Annotated in this window: 23 protein-coding genes and 2 pseudogenes; 13 read left to right on the top strand and 12 right to left on the bottom strand. The window is 68.9% G+C overall.

The features are described 5' to 3' along the window. The first annotated feature begins 3 nt into the window (after positions 1-3). Complete coding sequence (locus ACFJI0_RS10680; RefSeq protein ID WP_382324846.1) at positions 4-1,047, top strand: leucyl aminopeptidase; 1,044 nt, start codon at positions 4-6, stop codon at positions 1,045-1,047. A 21-nt stretch (positions 1,048-1,068) separates the two neighbouring features. Here ACFJI0_RS10680 and ACFJI0_RS10675 read toward each other — a convergent pair whose 3' ends face one another. After that, positions 1,069-1,827 carry an IclR family transcriptional regulator gene (locus ACFJI0_RS10675; RefSeq protein ID WP_382157941.1) on the bottom strand — a complete coding sequence of 253 codons (759 nt, stop codon included), beginning with the start codon at positions 1,825-1,827 and terminating at the stop codon, positions 1,069-1,071. A 141-nt stretch (positions 1,828-1,968) separates the two neighbouring features. Between ACFJI0_RS10675 and ACFJI0_RS10670 the strand changes: the two genes are divergently transcribed. The 7 genes from ACFJI0_RS10670 to ACFJI0_RS10640 are packed head-to-tail and all read left to right on the top strand — an operon-like array spanning position 1,969 to position 9,323. Beyond that, complete coding sequence (locus ACFJI0_RS10670) at positions 1,969-2,940, top strand: Bug family tripartite tricarboxylate transporter substrate binding protein (RefSeq protein ID WP_382324844.1); 972 nt, start codon at positions 1,969-1,971, stop codon at positions 2,938-2,940. An 11-nt stretch (positions 2,941-2,951) separates the two neighbouring features. Continuing rightward, on the top strand, positions 2,952-5,330 hold the full coding sequence (locus ACFJI0_RS10665; protein WP_382324842.1) for a xanthine dehydrogenase family protein molybdopterin-binding subunit: 2,379 nt from the start codon (positions 2,952-2,954) through the stop codon (positions 5,328-5,330). Next, a complete protein-coding gene (locus ACFJI0_RS10660) occupies positions 5,266-6,018 on the top strand; it encodes a CoxG family protein (protein ID WP_382324840.1) in 753 nt (250 codons plus the stop codon). Before ACFJI0_RS10665 ends, ACFJI0_RS10660 begins: the two co-directional genes overlap by 65 nt. After that, entirely contained in the window at positions 6,018-6,881 is an 864-nt protein-coding gene (locus ACFJI0_RS10655; protein ID WP_382324838.1) for an FAD binding domain-containing protein, read from the top strand. Before ACFJI0_RS10660 ends, ACFJI0_RS10655 begins: the two co-directional genes overlap by 1 nt. Next, on the top strand, positions 6,878-7,393 hold the full coding sequence (locus tag ACFJI0_RS10650) for a (2Fe-2S)-binding protein (RefSeq protein ID WP_382324836.1): 516 nt from the start codon (positions 6,878-6,880) through the stop codon (positions 7,391-7,393). The genes ACFJI0_RS10655 and ACFJI0_RS10650 overlap by 4 nt, the downstream gene beginning before the upstream one ends. 32 nt (positions 7,394-7,425) lie before the next feature. Then, positions 7,426-8,610, top strand: coding sequence for an FAD-dependent oxidoreductase (locus tag ACFJI0_RS10645; protein ID WP_382324835.1), 1,185 nt, complete (start codon positions 7,426-7,428; stop codon positions 8,608-8,610). A 2-nt stretch (positions 8,611-8,612) separates the two neighbouring features. After that, a complete protein-coding gene (locus tag ACFJI0_RS10640; protein WP_382157956.1) occupies positions 8,613-9,323 on the top strand; it encodes an isochorismatase family protein in 711 nt (236 codons plus the stop codon). A 21-nt stretch (positions 9,324-9,344) separates the two neighbouring features. Here the strand turns inward: ACFJI0_RS10640 and ACFJI0_RS10635 are convergent, their stop codons facing one another. The 5 genes and pseudogenes from ACFJI0_RS10635 to ACFJI0_RS10615 form a co-directional block, all read right to left on the bottom strand. After that, positions 9,345-10,052, bottom strand: a complete 708-nt coding sequence (locus ACFJI0_RS10635; protein WP_382324833.1) for a 2OG-Fe(II) oxygenase — start codon at positions 10,050-10,052, stop codon at positions 9,345-9,347. Between the two features lie 11 nt (positions 10,053-10,063). Next, entirely contained in the window at positions 10,064-11,128 is a 1,065-nt protein-coding gene (gene ada, locus ACFJI0_RS10630) for a bifunctional DNA-binding transcriptional regulator/O6-methylguanine-DNA methyltransferase Ada (protein ID WP_382324831.1), read from the bottom strand. A gap of 25 nt (positions 11,129-11,153) precedes the next feature. Further along, positions 11,154-11,804 (bottom strand): annotated as a pseudogene (alkB, locus tag ACFJI0_RS10625) (DNA oxidative demethylase AlkB). A 2-nt stretch (positions 11,805-11,806) separates the two neighbouring features. Then, positions 11,807-12,469, bottom strand: coding sequence for a 2OG-Fe(II) oxygenase (locus ACFJI0_RS10620; protein WP_382325606.1), 663 nt, complete (start codon positions 12,467-12,469; stop codon positions 11,807-11,809). A 203-nt stretch (positions 12,470-12,672) separates the two neighbouring features. After that, a complete protein-coding gene (locus ACFJI0_RS10615) occupies positions 12,673-13,353 on the bottom strand; it encodes a GntR family transcriptional regulator (RefSeq protein WP_382324829.1) in 681 nt (226 codons plus the stop codon). Positions 13,354-13,437: 84 nt separating this feature from the next. Between ACFJI0_RS10615 and ACFJI0_RS10610 the strand changes: the two genes are divergently transcribed. Genes ACFJI0_RS10610 through ACFJI0_RS10595 form a run of 4 tightly spaced genes read left to right on the top strand, consistent with a single transcriptional unit; the run spans position 13,438 to position 16,174 of the window. Further along, positions 13,438-14,295, top strand: coding sequence for a fumarylacetoacetate hydrolase family protein (locus tag ACFJI0_RS10610; protein ID WP_382157966.1), 858 nt, complete (start codon positions 13,438-13,440; stop codon positions 14,293-14,295). A gap of 11 nt (positions 14,296-14,306) precedes the next feature. Then, entirely contained in the window at positions 14,307-15,143 is an 837-nt protein-coding gene (locus tag ACFJI0_RS10605; protein WP_382324827.1) for a polysaccharide deacetylase family protein, read from the top strand. 42 nt (positions 15,144-15,185) lie between these two features. Then, positions 15,186-15,587 carry a tripartite tricarboxylate transporter substrate-binding protein gene (locus ACFJI0_RS10600; protein WP_382324825.1) on the top strand — a complete coding sequence of 134 codons (402 nt, stop codon included), beginning with the start codon at positions 15,186-15,188 and terminating at the stop codon, positions 15,585-15,587. Further along, positions 15,563-16,174, top strand: coding sequence for a tripartite tricarboxylate transporter substrate-binding protein (locus tag ACFJI0_RS10595; RefSeq protein ID WP_382325604.1), 612 nt, complete (start codon positions 15,563-15,565; stop codon positions 16,172-16,174). The genes ACFJI0_RS10600 and ACFJI0_RS10595 overlap by 25 nt, the downstream gene beginning before the upstream one ends. On the opposite strand, the gene ACFJI0_RS10590 is transcribed toward ACFJI0_RS10595, so the two are convergent. From ACFJI0_RS10590 to ACFJI0_RS10570, 5 genes and pseudogenes are all read right to left on the bottom strand, one after another. Next, complete coding sequence (locus ACFJI0_RS10590; RefSeq protein WP_382324823.1) at positions 16,175-17,125, bottom strand: fumarylacetoacetate hydrolase family protein; 951 nt, start codon at positions 17,123-17,125, stop codon at positions 16,175-16,177. It lies immediately after the preceding gene. Continuing rightward, a complete protein-coding gene (locus ACFJI0_RS10585; protein ID WP_382324821.1) occupies positions 17,122-19,242 on the bottom strand; it encodes an acetate--CoA ligase family protein in 2,121 nt (706 codons plus the stop codon). The genes ACFJI0_RS10590 and ACFJI0_RS10585 overlap by 4 nt, the downstream gene beginning before the upstream one ends. A gap of 29 nt (positions 19,243-19,271) precedes the next feature. Further along, a complete protein-coding gene (locus ACFJI0_RS10580) occupies positions 19,272-20,069 on the bottom strand; it encodes an enoyl-CoA hydratase/isomerase family protein (RefSeq protein ID WP_382324819.1) in 798 nt (265 codons plus the stop codon). Positions 20,070-20,075: 6 nt separating this feature from the next. Further along, on the bottom strand, positions 20,076-20,357 hold the full coding sequence (locus ACFJI0_RS10575; protein ID WP_382325602.1) for a tripartite tricarboxylate transporter substrate-binding protein: 282 nt from the start codon (positions 20,355-20,357) through the stop codon (positions 20,076-20,078). Between the two features lie 79 nt (positions 20,358-20,436). Then, a pseudogene (locus ACFJI0_RS10570) lies at positions 20,437-21,054 on the bottom strand (Bug family tripartite tricarboxylate transporter substrate binding protein); the annotation flags it as partial. Positions 21,055-21,167: 113 nt separating this feature from the next. Here ACFJI0_RS10570 and ACFJI0_RS10565 point away from each other — a divergent pair. Continuing rightward, positions 21,168-22,058: a LysR family transcriptional regulator gene (locus ACFJI0_RS10565; RefSeq protein ID WP_382157981.1), complete on the top strand. Its 891-nt coding sequence runs from the start codon at positions 21,168-21,170 to the stop codon at positions 22,056-22,058. Positions 22,059-22,069: 11 nt separating this feature from the next. Here ACFJI0_RS10565 and ACFJI0_RS10560 read toward each other — a convergent pair whose 3' ends face one another. Next, positions 22,070-24,028, bottom strand: a complete 1,959-nt coding sequence (locus ACFJI0_RS10560) for a methyltransferase domain-containing protein (RefSeq protein ID WP_382324817.1) — start codon at positions 24,026-24,028, stop codon at positions 22,070-22,072. Positions 24,029-24,065 lie beyond the last annotated feature (37 nt).

Genomic DNA, 24,065 nt, shown 5'->3' with positions numbered 1-24,065 from the left:
TTGATGTTGGATGTCGAAATGCTGGAGCTGTTCACGCGCGAGCTCACACTTTGCGCGGTCAAACCCGGTGAAACCGTCGTGGTGCTGACGGCGGAGGACGAATGGAAGGACCACGCCCAGGCCTTCATGGCGGCGGCGGAAACCTTGGGTGCCAGCACCTTCAACCTCAACGTTCGGCGGGGGCAGCGCAACGCGGTCGGGGTTCAAGGCCGTCACCCCCTGGTGGGCAACGCCCTTGCGATGCAAACGCTGAAGTCGGCCAGCATGGTGATCGACATGGTGGGTCTGCTGTTCTCGCGCGAGCAAGCCGAGATCCAGGCCGCGGGCGTGCGCATTCTGCGTGTGATGGAGCCGTTTCACGTGCTCAAACAGATGTTTCCCACGGAAGACCTGGCGCGCCGCGTGGAGCACGCCAAGGGCCTGCTGGAAAAAGCCACGCGCATGCGCATCACGTCGGATGCGGGGACCGATGTCACGTACCACCTGGGGCAATACCCCGTGATTTCGGAGTACGGCTATACCCACGAGCCTGGCCGCTGGGACCATTTCCCTTCGGGCTTTGCATTCACGCAGGGCAACGACGGCGCGGTGGACGGCCGCGTGGTGCTGCAGCCGGGCGACATCCTGTGCGCGTTCAAGCAGTATGTGCAGTCCCCGGTCACGCTGGAGATTCGCCAGGGGATGGTGGTGGACATCCAGGGCGACGGCATGGACGCGCAATTGATCAAGAGCTACATCGACAGCTTCCACGATTCCCGTGCCTATGCCGTCTCCCACATCGGCTGGGGATTGAACGAGAAGGCGCGCTGGTACCAGTTCTCCGTGACTCGCCAGTTGCCGCTGGAGCATGTGATGAACGCGCTGTCCTTCTACGGCAACGTGCTGTTCTCGCTGGGCCCGAATCTCGAACTCGGTGGCACCAACGACACCGCCTGCCACCTCGATCTTCCACTGCGCCGCTGCAGCCTGTGGCTGGACGACGTTCAGATCCTGAGCGAAGGTGACGTCATCCATCCTGCGATGCGCGTCGACAGCGGCGGGGCCTGACGGGGCCCCGCGCGGACAGGCTCAAGGGGCCGGCCGGGAGATCATGTTGATCGACTCGGCCCGGTCCAGCAGGGTCGAGTCGCCGCCCAGGCGGCGCGTCAGCTCCGATGCCGCCTTGAGCAGGGCCTGCGACATGCCGGGCACGAGGTCGATGGAAAAGCGCATGGCCGGTCCGGAGATGGCCAAGGCGCCGCGCAGGCTGCCCTGGGGCCCGAAGACCGGCGCGGCAATGGCCGCGATGTCGGGCTCGCGCTCACCCACGGTCGCGATCAAGGGCTGAGACGGGAACTGGGACGGATCCACCAGCGCGCGGTCGAAGCCGGCCAGCACACGGCCCGCGGCCCCTTTGTCCAGCGGCAGCAAATCACCGGTGTGCACGTGGTCGCGAACGGAGCGCGAAGAATCCACGCGGAACAGGCACACGCGCAGCGATCCTTCGCGGGTGAAGAACGATGCACCCTCGCCGGTTTCCTGAGCGAGCCGGCGCAGGATGGGCGGCACATGGTCGTCCAGGCGAAGCGCCGCCTGGTACAGACCACCCCAGTGCAGCAGCATGGAGCCGAGCTGGTAGCTGCCGTCGTCCAGTCGCACGATGCAGTGCTCCTGCACCAGCGTGGCGATCAGCCTCAGGATCGTGCTCTTGTACATCCCCGTGCGCCGCGCGAGTTCGTTCAGCGGCAGCGAAGCGTCGCCCGGTTGAAAGGCATTGAGGATGGCGAATGCGCGCTCGACAGCAGCGACACCACCCGGCTTCGGATCACTCTCTGGGTCTTTGGTCATGGACGAGCAAGGGGATTGGCAAACATTCTGCTTGACATTATGCCGTGCTGCTGTACAAAATGAGGTTCTCTTCAGCAGAACGATGTTCCCTCAAACAGAATATCGAAGACTTCTTGGCCTCAACCTTTCAGGAGTTTCCGCATGTCCCCATGGAAAAAAATCGCGCTGGCCCTCTGTGGTGCCGGCCTCGCCCTCGCCGCCACGGGCGTTCAAGCCCAGGCATACCCCAACAAGCTCATCACGATCGTGGCACCCTACCCGCCCGGCGGCGCCACCGACCTGTATGCGCGTTCGGTGGCGAACGGCCTGGCCGAGTGGGGCCAGCCCACGGTGGTCGACAACAAGGCGGGGGCGTCCGGGATGATCGGCGCGGACCATGTGTCTCGTCAGCCGGCCGACGGCCACACGCTGCTGATCGGCGCGTCGTCGATGTTCTCCGTGCTCCCCCAGCTGAACGAGCGGATGAAAGAGGTCTCGCAACGTGTTGAGCCGATTTCGCTGCTGGGCCTGAACCCCTCGTATGTCGTGGTGCCCACCACGCTGCCGGTGGACACCATCCAGGATCTGATCGCCTATCTCAAGGCCAACCCCGGCAAGTTCGGCTACGGCTCGGCCGGCAAAGGCACCTCGCAGCACGTGTTCATGGAGCTGTTCAAGCAGCGCGCCGGTGTCGACACGTTCAGCGTTCACTACAAGGGCAGCGGCCCGATGGTGGTGGACTTGATCAGTGGCCGCACCGTGATGGCCATCGAACAAGGTCCGGCGGTGCTTCGCGACATCAAGTCCGGCAAGCTCAAGGCGCTGGCGGTGACCACCGCCAGGCGCGCCCAGGCCTTGCCCAACGTGCCCACCCTGGCCGAAACGGTGCTCCCCGGCTTCGAGGCGGTGACGTGGTTTGCCCTCTACGGTCCCTCCGGCATGCCCAAGAGCGTGGTCGCCAAGCTGGTGCCGCAAATCGCGAAGACCATGGCTTCGGCCGAAGTCAAGGAGCGCTTGCACGCCGTCGGCGTCGAACCCGCCTCCAGCTCGCCGGAGGAACTGAGCAAGCGCCAGTCGAGCGAGACGACGATGTGGAAAGAGGTGATCACGCGCGCCGACATCACGCTGGATTGATTCACGCCGCCATGCACGCCCCTCTCCCTCTCACGCTTCACGAAGAACCCCGCGCCGACTACCTGCAGAAGGTCACCGGCACGGCGGTCTACGCCAGTGACGTGGAAGTGCCCGGCATGCTGCACGGGAAAATCCTGCGCAGCACCGTGCCCCACGCGCGCATCCGCCGCATCGACGTCAGCGCTGCCTTGGCGATGCCCGGCGTGGTGGCGGTGCTCACCGGCGACGACCTGAAGGACCTGCCCGGCACCGAGATCCGTTGGGGTCTGTCGCTGCGCGATCGGCCCGTGATCGCGCTGGACAAGGTCCGCTATGTGGGCGATCCGGTGGCCGCCGTGGCGGCGGTGGACGAAGGCACGGCGGAGGAAGCGCTCGACGCCATCACCGTCGACTACGACACCCTGCCCTATGCCACCACCGCGCAGGAGGCGATGGCCGAAGGTGCGGCGCTGGTGCATGACGACATGGACCGGCTCAAGGACTATTACTTCCGCGGCGAAGCAGCGCCCGTGGAGGGCACCAACATCTTCCAGCAATGGCAGTACGCCTGCGGGGATGTCGACCAGGCCTTTTCGAGCGCGGCGAGGGTTTTTGAAGACACCTTCACCTTCCCCATGGTGTTCCATTACGCGATGGAACCCCATGTGTGCGTGGCGCACTGGAAACCCGGATCGCTGGAGATCTGGAGCGGGGGCCAGACGCCCACCGCCATTCAGCGCGTGTGTTCCGAGATTCTCGGCGTGCCGCTGGCCTGCGTGCGCGTGCACTCGCCCTATGTCGGCGGCGGCTTTGGCGGCAAGGCCTCCGTGAAGATCGACCCCTTGGTGGCCGCCTTGTCGTGGAAGGCGCGCGCGCCGGTGCGCGTGTGCCTCACCATCGCCGAGTCCATGCTGACCTGCCGTCGACTCGACGCCGAGATTTCGCTCAAGACCGCGGTCGATGGCACGGGCCGCATCGTGGCCAAGTCGATCCGCGCCGTTCTCAATGGCGGGGCCTACGCCGACACGGGCCCGGCCATTGCCATCAAGGCGGCCATCCGCGCCATCGGGCCGTACCACATCCCGAACCTGCGGCTCGAGGCCGTCGGGGTGTACACCAACACCGTGCCCGGCGCGGCGTTCCGATCCATCGGCGGGCCACAGGCGGTGTGGGCCACGGAGTCGCAGATGGACATCATGGCCTCGGCGCTCGGTCGCGATCCGGTCGAATTCCGCCTGGCCAACATGGCCGACAAGGGCCAGACGATCAAGCCCGACCTGCGCCCGCTGGATGTCGACATGCGCAACTCGCTGCGCAAAGCCGTGGCCGCGCTCGAGAGCCTGCCGGAGCCCACGGACGCGCGCCGCCGCGGCCGAGGCGTGGCGGTGGGAGTGAGCGATCCCGGCATCGTCCCGGTCGGCGGCGCCATCGTGCGCTTGCGTGCCGACGGCTCGATCAACGTGTCGGCCAACACCGTGGAGATCGGCCAGGGCAGTCGAGGCGTGCTGCGCATCATCGCGCACAAGGCACTCGGGCAGCCGCTGCGCAGGATCGCCGTGGCCGAGCCGGACACGCTTCAGGCGCCCTACGACTGGGGCACCGGCGCCAGCCGTTCGACGGTCATCATCGGCCTGGCCGTGCAGATGGCCTGCGAAGACATCGTGCGCCAGGTGCAGGAAACGGCCGCCCAGGTGCTGGGCGGATCGCCGCAGGCGTACCAGCTGGGCGAGAGTTGCGTTGAAGGGCCGGGCGGGCCGCTGTCCATCCTCGACCTGCTGCGCCGCTTCAACGGCATGGCCGCTGGCGAGTTTCTGGGCGTGGGCCGCGTGAACTCGAACACCCACAACGGCGATTTCAAGCTCGCGCCCCTGTTCTGGGAAACCGGCGCGGGCGCCTGCGAGATCGAGGTCGACGAAGGCACCGGCGCCATCCGAGTGATGCGCGTGGGTGGCGCGGCCGATCTGGGGCATGTGATCAACCGGAAGGCGGCCGAAGGCCAGGATGAAGGCGCCATGGTCATGGGCCTGGGACACACGCTGTCCGAAGAGTACGTCTACGAGGACGGCCAGGTCGTCAACGGCACCCTGTTCGACTACAAGGTCCCGACGATGGAAGACGCGCCGCGGCACGTGGCCACCACGCTGATCGAAAGCGGCGACGGCCCCGGGCCCTTCGGCGCGCGCGGCGGCGGCGAAGGCGCCATCCTTCCGGTGGCCCCAGCCGTTGCGCAACGCGCTCTTCCAAGGCTGGGGCGTGCGCATCAAGGAGCTGCCGCTGACGCCGGAGCGCGTCTGGCGCGCACTGCAGGCTGCCAAGGCCGAAACCAACAACCAATGAGAGACTTGCATGGATTTCAAGATCGACGCCACCCTGCCCGCGACGGCCGCTCAACTCTGGGCCATCTTCTTTGATGTGCAGCGTGTCGCCGGGTTGATCCCCGGCTGCGAGAACGTCACCGAGGTCGAGCCGCTCAAGGAATTCTCCGCGGTGATGAAGCAGAAGATCGGCCCGTTCAAACTCGAGGTGCCCACGCGCATCGTTCTCGAATCGCACACCCTGGAAAAGCACGTCGAGCTCAGCGCCAGCGGTCGCGACAAATTCACCGGCACCACGATCGACGTGCGCATGAAGGTGGATCTGGAAGAGCTGAGTGATACGCAGCCGCGCCAATGCCGGCTCGCGGTGGACGCGCAGATGCAGGTGGCGGGCCGATTGGCCGCGCTGGGTTACCCGGTCGTGAAAAAGCGATCCGACGAGTTGTTCGCCGAATTCGAGCAACGCCTGCGCGACGAGCTGGCGTCATTCGGGGTCGCTCGGGCACCCTCCGCGGCCCAGGCGCCTGCGGCAAGCGCCCACAAGCCCGAAGCGCGAACCGCCGTCGCACCGCGACCCGGTGCGGCACCGGCCGCGCCGACCGCAGCGACACGGACCCGACCACGCCGCGTCGAACTGGTGTTGGTCTGGCCCCGCGTGGGCGTGAGCGTCGGGGTCGCTTTTGCGGTGGCGCATGTCGCCCACCTGCTGGGCCAGGCACCCTGGTGGTGGCTGGTGGCGCCCCTGCTGGGCGTGGCGGCCGGACTGGGTCAGAAGGAGGACTGATGCGCCCCGCCCGTTTCGAACTTCATCGCCCCACGAGCCTGGAGGATGCCCTGGCATTCAAGGCCGTGTACGGCGATGAATCCACGTTTCACGCCGGCGGCACGGAGCTGCTGGTGGCGCTGAAGGCGCGCGTGCTGCACTACGACCACGTGATCGACCTCAAGCAAGTGCCGGAGCTGCGCCGCATCCACCTGCGCGAGGACGGCACGCTGGTGATCGGCGCGCTCTCCACCCACCATGCCATCGCGCGCGATCCGCTCGTGCAGCGGCTCTTGCCGGGCTACGCCGAGCTGAGCGACAACGTGGCCAACATCCGGGTGCGTGTGGCCGGCACCCTGGGCGGGGTCCTGTGCTTCGCCGAGCCGCATGCCGATGCACCCACCATGCTGTGCGCGCTGGATGCGCGCATGGCGCTGGCGAGCCACGGGTCGGCGCGAACCTTGCCGTCGCGCGAATTCCACCTGGGGGAGTTCACCACGGCGCGCGAGGAAAACGAAATCCTGGTGGCGATCGAAGTGCCACCGCAGCCGCCCGGTGCGCGCTCGGCCTACCGCTGCTTCGGGCACACCGAACGCCCCGCCGTGGGCGTGGCCGCTGTCTGGTCCCGCAAAGGGCCGCAGCGCTTGTCGCTGTGGGCCGGCGCCATCACCGGTGTGCCCATCCCCCTGCCCGAGACGCAGGCCGCGGCGAACACCCTCCCCGCCGACCTGCCGCCGACCGAGATCTGGAATCGCCTGGCGCCGGTGCTGGCCGCCGAAGCGACCCGCATTCCTGCACACGACGATCTGCACGGCGGTGCGGACTACAAGCGCCATCTGGTCCAGGTGCTGGCCCAGCGCGCCATCGAGGCCTGCCTGACATGAACGATTCGAGTTCCCCCGAATTCCCCCTCACGCGCGTGGACATGACGCTCAACGGACGGCCGACCTCGGTCGACGTCGAGCCGCGCGACATGCTGATCGATGTGTTGCGCGACCGCTTGCGCCTCAAGGGCACCAAGCGTTCCTGCGACGTGCAGGTGTGCGGCGCTTGCACCGTGCTGGTGGACGGCATGCCCGCCTCCAGCTGCACCACGCTGTGCAGCGATGTGCACGAGCGCAGTGTGACCACCATCGAAGGGGTCGCCGCCGGCGGGCGGCTGGACCCTGTGCAGCGGGCCTTCATCGCCCATGGCGCACTGCAATGCGGCTTCTGCACGCCGGGAATGATCCTGGCCGTGAAGTCGCTGCTCGCCGTCGACCCCCGGCCGACGGAGGACACCGTTCGACATTACCTGCGCGGCAACCTCTGCCGATGCACCGGCTACGTCAAGATCATCGAGGCCATTCTGGACCTCGCCCACAACCCAGAACGTTTTTCATCGGAGCAACAATGACAGACAAGGTACAAGGAGATAAGCGCCCCCACGTGATCATCGCGGGCGCTGGCATGGGCGGGCTCACGCTCGCCGTGGCGCTGCTGAAGATGGGCATGGATGTCGACGTCTACGAACAGTCGTCGGAGCTGCGCGAGGTGGGGGCCGGCTTGTGGATCTCGGCCAACGGAGGCAAGGTGCTCGACACGCTGGGCCTGAAGAAGACGGTCGAAGCCATCAACCTCCCGCCCCAGGACCGTGTCGTGCGCTATTGGAAGACCGGCGAGGAACACTCGGTCTACAACCGCGATGCCCCCTCCTCCAAGGCCGATCACACGCTGATCCAGGTGCTGCGCGCCGAGCTGCAGCGCGTGCTGTTCGAGGCCGTGATCGCGCTCAAGCCGGATGCGGTGCACTTCGGTGTGCGCTCGCTGGGCGCGGACACGGTCGATGGCCGTGCGCGGCTGTTGCTCGATGGTGGAGGTTTCGTCGAGGGTGATGTGGTGGTCGGTTGCGACGGCGCGCATTCGCGCGTTCGCCAGTCCCTCTTCGGCGAGGCGCCGGCGCGCTACACCGGTGCCAATGCCTGGCGCGGCCTCGCGGCGATGTCGCGGCTCAAACCGCAACACCGCAGGCCCCTGGCCTCGACCTGGGTCGGACCGACCGCGCACGTGACCACCTACCCTGTGCAGCGCAACGGCGAGCAGTTCGTGAGCTTCTCGGCGCAGGTCGACAGCGACCTGTGGCAGACCGAATCGTGGTCGGAGCGCGGCGAGCTCGCCGACGCGCTCAAGGATTTCGAGGGCTGGCACCAGGACATCCTGGACCTGTTCATCCAATCGGAGAACCTGTTCCGCTGGGGTCTCTTCGTGCGCGATCCGCTGGAGGCCTGGTCCAAGGGACACGTCACGCTGGTCGGCGACGCCTGCCACTCGATGACGCCTTACCTGGGCATGGGGGTCAACGTGACCATGGAAGACGCCTATGTGCTGGCGCGCTGCCTCTCCGAATCGCCAAATGACGTGGCGAGCGCACTGAAGCGCTACGACACCGCCCGTGTTTCGCGCGCCAACCAGACCAAGGCCAGTTCGCTCGACATGCTGCACGTGTTCCACAGCCCGGCGCTGGAAAGCATCGAGACCGCGCGCCCCTACATTCAGAAGGCCTGGGCGCCCCAGGCCGTGCGCGAGCGCTACGACTGGCTGGTGTCCTACGACGCGACCACGGTGGAGATCTGAAGATGAGCGCTGCAGATCCTCAAGCGCGCCCTTGGGACGGGGTCATCCCTCCTGAAGAGCAGGCCATCTACCGGCAGTCCGGTTGGGGCATGCCCAGCGGCATCGGACGACGACCGGCCCTGCTGGTGATTGATGTGCAATACCGATCCATGGGTGAACAGCCCTTGCCGATCCAGGAGGCCATTCTCACCCTGCCCACCAGCTGCGGCGAGTACGGCTGGCGGGCGGTGCCGCACATCGCGCGGCTGGTCGAGACGTTCCGCCAACTCAACGCACCCATCCTGTATCCGTACGTGGCGCACAAGTCGGCGCACAACCGCGGCCAGTTCGAGACCAAGGTGCCCGGGGTGATGGACGTTCCGGAGCAGGCGTATGCCTTCGTCGCCGAGGTCGCCCCCCGCGAAGGCGACATCACCATCCCGAAGTTCCAGGCCAGCGCTTTCCACGGCACGGCCCTCACGAGCTACCTGGTGAGCCTCGGCGTCGACACCGTCGTGGTCACCGGCTGCACCACCAGCGGCTGCGTGCGCGCCACGGTGGTGGACGCCTGCGCGCTCAACTTCAAGGTGGTCGTGCCACAGGACGCCGTTTACGACCGCTCGCAAACCTCGCACGCGGTCAACCTGTTCGACATGGCGAGCAAGTACGCCGACGTGACACCCACGGACACCCTGGTCGACCTGCTGAAGAACAAGATCGAACGGCGCGGCTGATCGGCCGCCGGAGTCCCCGCTCTACGGGGCATCGTGGAACGACAACTCCAGACCGATGCGCTCCCCCTGGCGCACGCGGCCGATGGCGTGCTTGAGGTTGACCTGGTAGTGCCCCTTGCTTCCCTTGAACGGGCGCTGCGCCGTGGCGATGAGGGCCGCGTCCCCGAGCCCAAGCGGCAGCACCATCGGGCGCGACTGCGTGCGGGGACGTTGTTCCGTCATCACGAATTCGCCGCCCTGGAAATCGGTGCCCGGCTCGGACAGCAATGCCACGAGCTGCAACGGAAACACCTGTTCGCCGGCGTTGCGCTGGTGCAGCGGCACATGGTCTTCCACGCCAAGCCGGCTCAGGTAGGACTGCCCTCGCGCCTGACCCGCCTTGCGGTTGCGCCGCAGGAAATCGCCCAAGGTCGCGGGATAACGGTCGTCCATGCCCAGTGTGTCGTTCCAGCGATTGGCGATCACGGCCAGATGACCGTAGAACGCCGTGCGCCAGGCGTCCAGTGGCGCCGGCAGCGCCGCGTCGAAATAGAACACCTCGGCGTTGCCCGGATCGGCCCCGCGCCGCGATGCGCCCTCCCCGTCTGCCGCTGCCGGCATCCTCCGTGCCAGGCGCCGGGCAGCCTCGGCGCCCAGCAGGCCTGGCAACAGGCAACAGCCTTCGGCATCGAGCTGTGCGCCGATGCCGGCCCAGTCCAGGCGGTCGATGAGGGTGTCGGGTGACGTCATGAAAATCCCTGTCACGCCTCGAGCTCACGGCGCAGCAACTCGCGCTTGCGGTCCACGCCCCAGCGGTAGCCGGCCAGTTCGCCATCGCGGCGCACGACGCGATGGCAGGGAATGGCCACGGCAATGGGGTTCGTCGCGCAGGCCTGCGCCACGGCGCGCACGGCCTTGGGAGCACCGATGCGCCGGGCGATCTCCGTGTAGCTCGCGGTCGTGCCCGGCGGGATTTCGCGCAGCGCACGCCAGACGCGTTCCTGGAACGCCGTTCCCTGCACATCCAGAGGCAGGTGCAGGCCGACCGCTGGCGCTTCGATCAACCCCACCACCTGGGCGATCCAGTCTTCGAATTCACCGTCGCACCCGATGATCTCGGCCTTGGGGAACTGGTCTTGCAGGTCGCGCACCAGCCGCTCGGGGTCATCGCCCAGCAGGATCGCGCAGATGCCGCGCTGGCTCTGGGCCACCAGTATGGCGCCCAGCGAGCACTGGCCCACCGCGAAGCGGATGACGGCGCCGGCACCGCCTGCCCGGTAGTCGCGCGCGCGCATGCCCAGCAGATCGTCAGCGGCTTCATAGAACCGGCTGTTGGAATTGAAGCCCGCGCCATAGATGGCATCGGTGATCGAGGCCTGCGGGCTGCTCAGTTCCCCACGCAGCTTGCGGGCGCGGTAGGCCGAGCTGTACGCCTTGGGTGTCAGCCCGGTTTCGGCCTTGAACACGCGGTGGAAGTGGAACGGGCTCATGCCCACCTCCTGCGCCAGGTCATCGAGCGACGGAGGCGTCTGCGATGCCTCGATCACGCGGCAGGCGCGCGCCACCAGCGCGGCGCGCTCGGCCGCGGCGCTGGTCTGGTCGGCGCGGGCGCGGCGGCTGGGGCGGTAACCCGCGGCCTCGGCGGCTTCGGCGCTGTCGAAGAACTCGACGTTCTCGCGCTTGGGACTGCGCGCCATCGAACTCGGTGGGCAGTACACGCCGGTGGTGCGCACGGCGTAGACGAAATGGCCGTCGGCGGCGACGTCCCGCGCCTGCACGGCGGCCCAGCGGGTGTCTTCGGTGTCGTAAGCAAGGGTCGTGTTCATGGCAGAAACTCGGTGTCGGCGGGTGTCATCCCGCTTTGCGGAACGTGAGATTGAGGCGTTGGCTGCCGAGCAGCGCATGCGGCGCCTCCTTGAGCGGCATCACGCCGTGGTAGCGCAGGCGATCGGCACCGCCCCACACCACCACATCGCCATGGTGCAGCGGCACCTTGAGCACGGGGTCGGTGCGCGCCTGGCACCGAACAGGAACGTGGCCGACATGCCCAGCGACACGGAGACGATGGGCGCGGTGTCGTCGCGCTCGTTCCGGTCCTGGTGCAGCGAAAGCCGGCTGCCGGGCCGGTAGCGATTGACGAGGCAGGCATCGGGCTCGAAGCCGTCGAATCCCGCCGCGGCCGCCGCCTGGGGTGCGCAGCCGGGCCAACACCGCCGGCATGGCCGGCCAGGGGGCGCCGGTGTCCGGATCGACCGCGCTGTAGCGGTAGCCGCGCCGGTCGGTGGTCCATCCCAGCGCGCCGCAGTTGGTCAATGCCACCGACATGGTGAAGCCACCGGGCGTCACCATGTGCCGGAACGGCGAGATGGCCTCGATGGCGTCGATGGCGGGCAGCAGCTCACGCACGCACGGCAAGGCGAAGCCGCGCAACACCACCGCGGCGGGCCCCAGGCGCTGGCGCTCGTCTTGCGCCGTGGCCTCGAAAAGGTCGAGCGATGGCATGTTCACCTCGCGTCGTGAAAGATCAGGCCGACGGTGTGGCGCCGACCGCTGCGGACGCGGCTGACGCCGTGCCGCATGGCCAGCTTGCGGATGCCGCGCTGCCCCATCGCGGGCCGTTGATGGACGGTGAACACCACCGCATCCCCTTGGCGCAGCCCGACGACCTCCGCGCGTTGGCCCCGGGTGGACAGCTCGGTCATCACGAACTCGCCGCCGGCGAAGTCCCGGCCCGGCTCCGAGAGCAGGATCGCCACCTGCAGCGGAAAGACGTGCTCGCCATACAGATCCTGGTGGAGGCAGTTGTAGTCGCCTTCGCCGTATTGAAGGATCAGCGGCGTGGGGCGGGTCTGGCCGGCCTGGTGGCACCGGTGAAGGAAATCATCCAGCTCGTCGGGGTATTGCACCGCGATCCCCAGCTGCCGGTTCCAGCGGTTGGCGATCGGTGCCAGCCGAGGGTACAGCGCATGGCGCAGCTGGTCGATCAGCGCCGGCAAGGGGTACGCGAAGTACTTGTATTCGCCGCGCCCGAATCCGTGGCGGGCCATGACGATCCGCGAGCGATAGCCCTTGTCCTGCGGGTAGAGCGCGGCCAGTGCCTCGCATTGCGCCGCCGTCAGGAGGCCAGGCAGCACGGCATGTCCCTGCGCGTCCAGCCGCTGCGCCATGCCTGCCCAGCCGCTGGCGTCGGGCTTCGCGGTGCTGTCGTCGGTGGAACAGAAAAGGGAACGGGTCTGCATGGCCATGGCGCTTGGTGTCGAAAGGGTGGAGTGAGTCTAGGAACCCGCCCTCTTCCCGACACTCCGCTCCTTGCGGTTGAATTATTTTCCTGCCGCTCCCCCGCCGGTTCAGGTGCGCCGCCCGCCCCGGCCTAGGCGCTGGCGTCGAAGAAGATCCCCGCCGTGCGCCGGTAGTGCTCGGCCATGAGGCGCTGCGCCTCTTCCAGCTGCGAGCCCATCACCGCGTCGAAGATGGCGCGGTGCTCATCGAGCTCGTTGCGGCGCTTGTAGGCCTTGCGCGCCGCGAGCTGCCGGTAGCGATAGGCCTGGTCGTACAGCTGTTCGCAGAAGCCCAGCAACAGGGGGGAGCCGCAGCCTTCGAGCAGGGAGACGTGAAACGCCCGGTGAAGCCGCTCCCATTCCGGGTTCTCCTCGTAGTCGGCCTCGCCCACCGAGCGCGGCGTTCGCGACAGGCGGTGGAAGGCCAGCACCACCTTTTCCTCCCAGGCCGCCGAGCGCTTCGCGAAGGCCTGCGCCAGGGCCATCGACTCGACGGCGATGCGCGTGGACACCAGGTCGTCCAGCTGCGCCTGCGTGGCCTGCGCCACGCTGAAGCCGCGCTGGTCGCTGTGCACCACCCATTCCTCGCTGGCCAGGCGGTTGAGCGCCTCGCGCAGCGGGCTCGCGCCCACCTGGTAGCGCTCGCGCAATTCATGCATCAACAGCTTGCGGCCGGGTTGCCAGCGGCCGGACAGCACGTCGGCCCGCAGCCGGTCGTAGGTGGTGCGGGTCAGCGTGGGCGTCGAAATCTCGGGTGGGGCATCGGTCTGCATAGGGTTTTCACTTAATTATCGACAACAACAACGGTTGCATAATTTTTATCGACAAAACAACGTATCGAAGGATTTATCGACATCATGCCAAAGTTTGCGCGCATTGCAACGCTTGCGGGTGGGCCTGCCCATTGGGCCGTCCAGCAGGGCGACGACCTCATCGATCTGGGCCCCGCGCCAGCGGGTGACGACCCCGCCGCCTGGCTGCAACGGCTGGCGGGCGGCGCCAGTGCGGCGGCGCTGGCCCGTGGCGAACGCCTGGATGCCGCCCGCGTCCAGTGGCTCACGCCCGTGCCTCGGCCCGGCAAGGTGATCTGCCTGGGCCTGAACTACGCCGCCCACGCGGCCGAGGGCGGCAACGCGGCACCCGAGTACCCGGCCTTCTTCATGCGCGGCGCCACCTCGCTGATCGCGCACCAGGCGCCGCTGGTGCGGCCCCGCGTCTCCGACAAGCTGGACTTCGAGGCCGAACTGGCCGTGGTGATCGGGCAGCGCGCGCGCCACCTCACCGAGGCCAACGCGCTGCAGGCGGTCGCCGGTTACGCCTGCTTCAACGACGGCACGCTGCGCGACTACCAGCGCCGCACGCCGCAATGGACCATCGGCAAGAACTTCGACGGCACCGGCGCGTTCGGCCCCTGGCTGGTGCCTGCGGCTGACCTGCCGCCGGGCGCCACCGGGCTGAAGATCGAGTCGCGCCTGAACGGCCGCGTGATGCAGAGCGACAACACCGGCCACATGGTGGTGACGGTGGCCCAGGCGCTGGTGCTGCTCTCGGAAGTGCTCACGCTGGAGCCCGGCGACGTGATCGCCATGGGCACGCCGGCCGGCGTCGGTTATGCGCGCAAGCCCCCCGTGTGGATGCAGCCCGGCGACCGCATCGAGATCGAGATCGACGGCGTCGGCCTGCTGTCCAACCCCATTGCCCAGGAGAACCATTGATGGAACCCCGCGTGACCCGACTGCCCGACGACTTCCGCTGGCCCGGAGGCCGCCAGCTGGCCGTCATCTTCAACATCGCCTACGAAGCCTGGTCCGATGGCCAGGCGCCGGGCATCGGCCCCATGGGCAACGTGCTCAAGCCCGGCTTCTTCGACACCAACGCGCATTCGTGGGCCTCGTTCGGCCTGACGCGCGGCATCCACCGCCTGCTGGCCATCGCCGAAAAGCACGCCGTCAAGACCAGCATCATGGTCAACGGCGTGATCTGCGAGCGCGATCCGGCCACGGTGCGCCAGCTCGCCGAGTTGGGCCATGAGGTCATCAACCACTCGTGGGGCATGGACGTGATCCCGGTGTACTTCGACGAGGCCGGCGAGCGCGCCAACCTGCGGCGCAACCACGACCTGCTCACCAAGACGGCCGGCGTCGCGCCCACGGGCTGGATCAGCCCGCGCGGCACGGGCAGCCCGATCAGCTCGCGCCTGCTGGCCGAGGCCGGTTACCTGCACCACGGCGACGTGAACGACGACGACCGCCCCTACGTGATGGATTTCGGCGGCCAGCGCATCGTCGGCATCCCGCTGACCATGGATGTGAACGACCTGCCCACCTGCATCCGCTACGGCCAGGGCCCGCGCCACATGCTCGACACCTTCGACGACACCTTCGCCGCGATGCGCGCCGAGCGCGCGCCGCTGATGCTGGACGTCACCGCGCACACGCACGTCATGGGCCGGCCGTCCGGCGCCTGGGTCTACGACGAAATCATGGCGCGCGTCAAAGCCGCGGACGACGTCTGGATCTGCACCCGGGAAGAAATGGCGCGCCATGTGCTGAAGACGGTCTGACGGCGCGCGCATCCCCCTCACAACAAAAGGAGACAAACCACCATGCAACGTCGATCCCTTGCGCGGACCCTGTTGGCGGCCGCCCTGCTGGCCGCCCCAGCGCTCGGCCTGGCCCAGCAGCCGGCCTCCTCTGCCCCCTGGCCCACCAAGCCGGTGCGCCTCGTCGTCGCCTTCGCGCCCGCGGGGCCGGCGGACATCATCGCCCGCCTGCTGGGCCAGAAGCTGGGCGAGGTGTTCGGCCAGAGCGTGGTGGTGGACAACCGCCCGGGCGCGGGCGGCAGCGTGGCCTCGGCCCTGGTGGCGCGCGCCGAGCCCGACGGCTACACGCTGCTCATCAACACCAGCTCGTACGCGGTGAACCCGTCGATGCAGCGCAACCTCGGCTTCGACGCCGAGAAAGACCTGACGCTGCGCAGCCCCTGGTCGCCTCCAGCCCGAACCTGATCGCGATCGCGCCTTCGCTCAAGCCGCGCAACCTCAAGGAGGTGATGGAAGAGGCCAAGGGCGGCACCTACAACTACGGCACCGCCGGCGCGGGCACCACGCCGCACCTGACGGCCGAGTACCTCTTCAAGGTGCTGGGCAAGGTGCCGGTCACGCACGTGCCGTTCCAGGGCGCGGGGCCGGCGCTCAACTCCATCATGGGCGCGCAGACCCAGCTGGCCAGCGTGGCGCTGCCGGCGGCCGTGGAGCTGGTCAAGTCCGGCCGGGTGCGCGGCCTGGTGGTCACCGGCTCCAAGCGCTCCGCCGCGCTGCCGGACGTGCCCACCGTGGCCGAATCGGGCTTCCCCGGCTTCGAGGACGTGACCTGGGTCGGCGTGTTCGCGCCCGCCAGGACACCCGACGCCATCCTGCAGCGCGTCAACCGCGAGGTGGCGCGCCTGCAGCAGGACCCGGACTTCCTGGCCAGGCTCGCCGCCACCGGCTTCGAGCCCCTGGGCGGCAGCGTCGCCGAATCGCGCGACTACCTGCACAAGGAGCTGGCCAAGTGGGCCCGGGTGGTCAAGGAGACCGGCGCGCAGCCCAACTAGTCAGGACACGCCCGCCCCGGGGCGGGCCCGCACCCGGTTGGACAACTCGCCCAGGCCCTCGATGCGGCAGGTGACGACATCCCCGTCGGCCAGGAAGCAGCGCGGATTCATGGCGTAACCCACGCCCGAGGGCGTGCCGGTGGCGATGACGTCGCCCGGCTCCAGCGTCAGGCCGGCCGACAGCGACTCGATGATGGCCGGGATCCTGAAGATCATGTCCGCGGTGCTGGCGTCCTGCCGGCGCTCGCCGTTCACGTCCAGCTGAATGCGCAGGGCGTGGGGGTCGGGAATCTGGCTGGCGTGCACGATCCATGGCCCCATCGGGCAAAAGGTGTCCAGCCCCTTGCCCTTGAACCACTGGTCGTGGCGGCGCTGCAGGTCGCGCGCGGTCACGTCGTTCACGATGGTGTAGCCAAAGACGTGCCGCCAGGCGTCCTTGGCCTGGATGTCGCGGCCGCCCCGGCCGATGACGAAGGCCAGTTCCACTTCGTAGTCCAGCCGCCGCGTGACCGCGCTGTCCAGCTCGATGTCGGTGTCCGGCCCGGTGATCGAGGTGGCGGGTTTGGTGAAGAACTGTGGCGCTTCGGGCAGGGGCGTGGCCTTGTCGCGCGAGGTGTTGTCCTCCTGGATGTGCTCGGCGTAGTTGCGCCCCAGGCAGAAGACGTTCTTGCGCGTGCGCGGGATCGGCGCGGCCAGGCGCAAGGCATCGGGCGCGATCCGCGCGGCGCCGAGCCCGGGCAAGGCCTGCGCGACCGCCTGGGCCAGCTCGAGCGCCCGTTCATCCAGCGCGATCAGTTGCACGATGTCGGTGGTCGCGCCAGGCGCAAGCCACTTCAGTTGGCCTTCGCGCTGAAGCAGCGGCAAGGCCAGGTGCAGATCGACGATGGTGTCGTCGTCCAGCTTCAGGACGGTGTGGTGCTCGCCTTCGCGCAGCAGGGTGCCCAATCTCACGGGTGGTCTCCTTCGGTGGTCAGAACAATCAGGGCATCGAGCGCCACGGGTGCCGCGTCGCCGATGAGCAAGGGGTTGATTTCCATGGCCTGCAAGGTGGGGCCAAGGTTGGCGGTCAGGGTTTGCAGGCGCTCGAGCACGTCCACGAGGTCCTCCAGCGTGCTGGCGCGTGGCCATCGGGCGGCCGTCACGACGCGCCCCACGGTGCCCTTCAGGACGAAGGCCCGCATCTCGTCGCGGCTCACCGGCATGCGCAGCAGCTGCACGTCGTCGATCGCTTCGGCGTACCGGCCGCCCAGGCCCATCAACAGGAAGCGACCCAGCGGGGCCTCGTGCACGACACCCACGATGAGCTCGAGTTCGCCCCGCATCATCTGCTGCGCGCAGACGTGGCCCGGCACCGGCAAGCCCGCCATCGCGCGCCCGATGCGCTCGAAGGCCTGCGCCACCTTGTCGGGCGTGTCCAGATGGAGCTGCACCAGCCCCACGTCCGACTTGTGTTCGATCCCGTCGACCACGCCCTTGAGCACGATGGGGGTGCCGCATTGCGCCGCGAAGGCCTTCGCCGCCGCGGCATCCGCCACGATGGCGCGCGCCACGCAGCGGATGCCGACCTCGGTGAACAAGCGCATGGCGGCGATTTCGTTGAGCGCGCGCGCCTGACCGGCGGCGCCCGCCGGCAGGGCACTCAGGTTCACCTCAGGGTCTGCCGGCCCACGCGATCGCCGGCTGCGCGCGGCTTTCATGAAAGCCGCCAGGGCTTCCATGGCGCTGGCGCTGTCGGTGAAGACGGGCACGTCCTGGGATGCCAGCAGCGCCGCCTGCTCGGCGGGCAGCGTGCCCGGTGCGATGACCAGGTGCGGCTTTCCACTGCCGCGCCGGGCATCGCCAATGGCGCGCGCGAAGGTTTCCCGGCCCACGGCCGACGGCAAGGTGTGCAGGAACGCGACCACGGCGTCCACCGGCCCATCGCCCGCCAGCAGGGCCGCCGTCGCGCCGCTGCTGGGCGTCCCGCCGACGCTGGTGACGTCCAGCGGGTTCAGCAGGCCGGGCGATCCCTTGATGCGGGTCAGGGCCTGGGTCGCCGCGTCGCTCAGGGCGGCGACCTCGAGTCCCTGGGCCACCGCCGCATCGGCGATCAGCGTGCCACCGCCGCCCGAGGCGGTGAGCACCCCCAGCCCGAGGCCTCGTGGCTGCCAACCGGGCGGCTGGCTCTGCACCAGGCGCGCGAAGGCCACCAGCGCCTCGACGGAACTCACCTGGGCCACGCCCGCGGCGTCCAGCAAGGCGCGGTAGGCGCGCGCGCTGCCCGCCAGGCGGCTCGAATGCGCATTGGTGGACGCCGCGCCCGCCTGTGTCATGCCCAGCTTGAGCACGGCCACCGGCTTGCCCGCGGCCTGGGCGCGCGCGGCGATGTCCAGGAAACGGGTGCCGTCGCGCAAGGCCTCCAGCACCAGCAGGATCACCTGCGTCTGCGGGTCGTTCACCAGGTACTCGAAGAAGTCGAGCATGTCCAGGTCCGCCTCGTTGCCCACCGCCACGAACTTGGACAGACCCACGCCACCCGTGTTCATGCGGGCGGACAAGGTGGAAAACAGCGCGCCGCTGTGCGAGACGATGGAGACCGGCCCTTCGGCGAGCACCTGCGCGTGCGCCGCGTTGTAGCCCAGCGAAAGGCGCTGGTGGGTGGCGTACAGGCCGTTGGTGTTGGGCCCGACGAAGCGGATGCCCCATTCCCGGGTGAGCGCCGTCAACGCGAGCTGGCGCGCGGCGCCCTCCTCGCCCGCCTCCGCGAAGCCCGTGGACGCGACCACGGCCGAGCCCACGCCGAGCTTGGCGCATTCCGTCGCCGCCTGCAGGGCCTGCGCACCGGGGACCACCAGGAACGCGACATCGGGCACGGCCGGCAGATCGGCCATGCGGGCGTAGCTACGCAGGCCGGCCACTTCGTCGGCGCGCGCGTTGACCACGAAGATCTCGCCCGCGTACCCGCCGTGGCGCAGGTACTCCAGGGGTCTGTGGCTCAGCTTGAGCGGGTCGGCGGAAGCACCGACGATGGCGATGCTGCGCGGATTGAAAAGGCGTGGCGGCACGCCACCGGGTCTCGGTTGGGTCATCGGGTTCGGTCGTTGGCGGAAGGTGGGGATCAGCGGCCGCGCCACACCGGCGCGCGCTTCTCGAGAAAGGCCCGCACGCCTTCGCGGCGGTCCTCGCTGGTGTAGGGGCTGGGGCCGATCTCCATGCGCAGCGCGGCGGCCACCGGCATGTCCAGCGTCTTCAGGGCGTTGGCCTTCATGCGCCGCACGGACAGCGGCGCGTTCGACGCGATCCGCTGCGCCAGCGCCATGCTGCTGGCGAGCACCTGGTCTTCTTCCACCAGGGCGTTGAGCAGGCCGCTGTGCCATGCGCGCCCGGCGTCCATGGCGTCGCCCGTGCACAGCAGCTCCATCGCGAGCGCGGGCGCCACGCGGCGGGCCAGCATGACGGAGCCGAAGTTCGCGCCCAGGCCGATCCTGGCCTCCGGCAAGCCGAAGCGCGCACCCCAGTGGGACAGGCGGATGTCGCAGGCCAGCGCCAACTCGAAACCACCGGCCATCGCGCTTCCGTTGAGCGCGGCCACCACGGGCACCGGGCAGTCCAGCAGGACCTCGAACACCGTGCGCTCGATGCGCGCGTTCGGACCGCGCCACGGCGGGGCCTCGCCTTCGCTGGCGCGTTCGTCCTGCTGACCCATCTCCTTCAGGTCGGCGCCCGAGCAGAACACCGGACCTTCGCCCGTCAGGACCACACAGCGCGTGACCCCGTCTTCGCCCGCCGCCAGCACCGCCTCGGACAGCGCGTGGATCAGGGCCTTCGACAGCGCATTGCGGCGTTCCGGCCGGTTCAGCTTCAGGAGCAGCACATGCCCGTCGCGCGAAGCCAGCAGCACATTTTCATCGGCCATGCCGTGTCACTCCTGCTCCATGCCCGCGGCCTTGACGATGCGGGCCCAGAGCGCGATCTCCTTCTCCTGGAAGCGGGCGAACTGCTCGAGCGTCAAGGGATTGGGTTCGCTGCCGCTCTGGCGGAAGTAGCTGGGGTCGCTGACGATGGCCTCGCGCACCAGTTCGTTCAGGCGCCGCGCCACGGCCTCCGGCGCCTGCGCCGGCAGGTAGACGGCGGTCCAGGCGTACAGCTGGTAGTCGGTCAGGCCCTGTTCGGCGAAGGTGGGAATGTCGGGCGTGCTGCTCATGCGCTCCGCGCCGGTGGTGCGCCAGGGCTTTCATCTTGCCGCTGCGGATGTTGGTCATCGCGTTCAGCCCGTCCGACCAGGTGAGGTCCACGCGCCCACCGGCGATGTCCGTCATGATCTGCGAGGGGCTCTGGTACGGCACGTGCAGCAGGTCCACACCGGCCAGCAGCTTGTAGAGCTCGCCACCGGCGCGGGCGGAGGCACTGGAACTGGCGAAGGTCAGGCTGCCTGGGCTCTTCTTCGCGAGCTCGGTCAGCTCCCGCACGTTGTTGGCGGGGAAGTCCTTGCGGGCCAGCAGGACCGTGGCGCCCTTGCTGACGGTGGCGATGGGCGTGAAGTCCTTGACGGGGTCGTAGGGCAAGCGCTTGAACAACGCGGGGTTGGCGGCGTGCGTGGTCTGGGTGGTGACCAGGGCCGTGTAGCCGTCGCGCGGCGCCTTGGCGACAAAGCTCGCCGCCAGGAAGCCATTGCCGCCTGGCTTGTTTTCGATCACCACCGGCTGCCCCGTGACCTTGGTGATGTGGGCGCCCACGAAACGGGCCACGGTGTCGGTGGCGCTGCCGGCGGCGAAGGCCACCACGAAGCGGATCGGCTTGTTCGGGTACTTCTCGGCGTCGGCGAGCTGGGCGTGCGCATGGCCGGCCGCCAGCGCCAACAGCAGCGCGCCGGCGGTCGCGCGGAACGTGGAACGGATCATGTTTGTCTCCTGGGATGTATCGAACGCCAGGCCATTGTTGGGCGGCGCGCGCGCTGGGTAAATTGAATTCTTGGTGTACGCTGATAACCTTTGGTTAATCTCTCGTCGATGCCATGAACCTGCGCCAGATGGAAGTTTTTCGCCACGTCATGCAGACCGGATCGATCAAGGGCGCGGCCGAACTGCTGCACATCAGCCAGCCGGCCGTGAGCAAGCTGCTGGCCGGGGCCGAGCGCCGCAACGCGCTGCAGCTCTTCGCGCGCGTCAAGAACCGCCTGGTGCCCACGCCCGAAGCGCACCGGCTGTATGCCGAGGTCGAGCGGCTCTGGGAGCGCGTCGAACGCGTGCGCGATCTGTCCCACGAGCTCTCGAATCCCAGTGGGGGCACGCTGGTGGTCGGGGTGTCGGCGAGCCTGGGCGCCACGGTGGTGCCCACCGTCGTTCAGGAGCTGATCCGCATGACACCGCTGGCGGTGGTGCGCATCGAGCAACTGGTGCCGCATCTGCTGGTGCAATCGCTGCTCGACGGCACCACCGACATCGGCGTCACGATGGGCGTCCAGCCCCATCCGAGCCTCGAGCTTCTGTCCCGGTACCCTTGCGGCCTCGTCTGCGTCATGCCCAAGGGCCACCCGCTGTCGTCGCGGCGCTCCATCCGCGCCGCCGACCTGCGGGGGCAGCAGATCATCTCGTTCCCACAGTCCTTGAGCTACGGCATCTCGCCGCGCGACCTGTACGGCGAGTACGCGGAGGAAATCCGCGCCTCCGTGGAAGTGCGCTCAGGCCAGGCCGCCTGCTGGTACTGCCTGGCGGGCGCGGGCATCGCCGTGGTCGATGCGACCGCCGTCGCCGGCAAGGCGTTCCCGGGCCTGGTGTCGCTGCCCTACCGCTGCGAGGCGCAACTGGAAGCGCGCCTGATGCACCACGGCGAGCGCCCTCTCTCGCGCCTGGCCGAGCGGTTCTGCGACATCTTCAAGAGCACCTGGCCTCGCCTCATGGGCTGATCAACGCCGGCTCACGCGCGCTTCTGCACCCAGAACTGGTACATGCCGACGAAGGTCTCGGGGTGCTCGGTTTCGTACCGGTGCCACAGGCCCAGGTCGTGCGCCGCGCCTTCGTCGGGGAAGCGCGCGCGGAACCGCTGGCGCACCGTGGGCTCCACGTGCAGGCCCACGAAGTCCAGGCCCAGCCGGCGCAGCAGCGCCTGGATGGCGGGCAGCGTGGTGCGGTGCTCCTGCTCGTGGAACAGCAGGTCCCGGCAGGCACTGAGGCCGAAGAAGTCGCCAAAGGTGGTCAGCCGTCGGAGGGCTTCGGGGCCATCGCAGGCCATCAGCGCGGCGCGGGCATCGCGGATGCCGTCGGCCGTGGCCGGGAAACCGCGCTCGGCGATGAAGCGGCGCGCCGCCACCACCGGCGCGCGCGCCAGTTCGCTGTAGAGCCCGATCAGCATCAGGCCGCCCGGCCGCAGCAGCGGCAACAGGGCGCGCCAGCCCGCTTCGGGCTCGGCCAGGTGGTGCAGCACGCCGACCGATTCGATCAGGTCGAACCGCCGATCGATCGCACCGAGCTGCAGGAGGTCGGCCTGCGCGTATTCGATGCGCGCCAGGCCCAGCGCCCGCGCCTGGCGCATCGCATACGCCAGGCTGCGGGCGCTCAGGTCGATCGCGAGCACCTGCGCGCCCCGGTAGTGGTTCGCGGTCTCGGTCGAGTGGCGCCCGGTGCCGCAGCCCGCGACCAGGATGTCGATGCTGCGGCGCTCGCCCAGGGGCTGGAAGCGCGCCTGAGGGACCTGCCCGCGCAAGCGGTCGTCGAGCGACAAGGGCGCGGGGAACAGCGAAGGGCGCGTCCAGCGCGGGTAAGGGTTCTCCTCGTACTGCCGCCGCACGCGACACGAGGTGTTTTCGCCGATGGTGGTCAGGCGCGGCAGGCGCTCGCGCAGGCGTTCTTCCTCCCGCACGTCGTCGATCTGCTGCCGCATCACGGCCCGCAGCGCCTCGGGCCACGGCCGGGCCGACAGCGCGTCGGCGTGGGCCAGGGTGTGCAGCGGCCGGTAGCTGGCCAGCGCCAGCAGCTCGTGCGCCTGCGGCAGGCCACCCGTGTCCAGCGTGGCGTTGATCCGGGCCTGGAGCTGCGCCAGCTGCCCGGTTTCGGGCGCGCTGCGGACCCACGCGTATTCGTTGATGAAGCACTGCCGCGCGAGCGCGCCCCGCAAGGCCCACAGACCTTCCTCAGGGGCAACGGGCGCCAGCGCTTCGGCCAGCAGCGCCGCGCGCGCCTGGGTCAGGCAACGCTCCAGCACCACGTCACACACCGTGGCGCTCTCCAGCAGGGCCAGCAGCAGGCGGTCCTCGCGCCAGGGCGCCAGGGCCTGCACCGTCATCGGGCCTTCCTGCCCGATGGCGCCTTGCAGGTGCGGCTCGCACAGGATCAGCGCGCTGGCCGCGCGCGCCAGCTCCTCGGGGCGCCGCCAGGCTTCGGCGATCGCGCGCGCGAGCACCGGCCGCAGGTGGCGCTGCAAGGCCTGGAGAGGCAGGCGCTGCAGGCATTCGGCCACGCCGATCTTCACTTCCACGGCCTCGTGGATCGACAGCGCCTGAAGGAAACAATCGAGCGCCTGCAGCGGCTGCCCCTGGCGGTTGAACACGACGCCGAGGTTGGCATGCGCCTGCAGAAAACCGGGCGCGATCGCGATCGCCTGGCGGTAGTGCACCGCGGCCTGGTCGAGCAGGCCCTGTTGCATGTGAAGCAGGCCGAGGTGGTAGTGGGCTTCGGGAAACCGGGGCCGGGCCAGCGTGGCGCGCGTGAGGTGGTCCAGCGCGGCCGCGGCGTCACCCGCCTCCAGAGCCCACAGGCCCATCCGGTGCAGCGCATCCGCCTGCGGCGCAGGCACACCGCCGCCACCCGCCAGGCAGCAATGCTTGTGCTTCTTTCCGCTCAGGCACGGGCAAGGGTCGTTGCGCCCCGCTGTCTTCATGCTGTCTGTCTCCTCAGGGTGGCCGTCACACGGCGGC

Source organism: Hydrogenophaga sp. UC242_53, assembly GCF_042696965.1.
GTDB lineage: Bacteria > Pseudomonadota > Gammaproteobacteria > Burkholderiales > Burkholderiaceae_C > Hydrogenophaga.
Note: the sequence above shows the minus strand (reverse complement) of the source record. Positions and strands in the feature narration are given on the sequence as shown.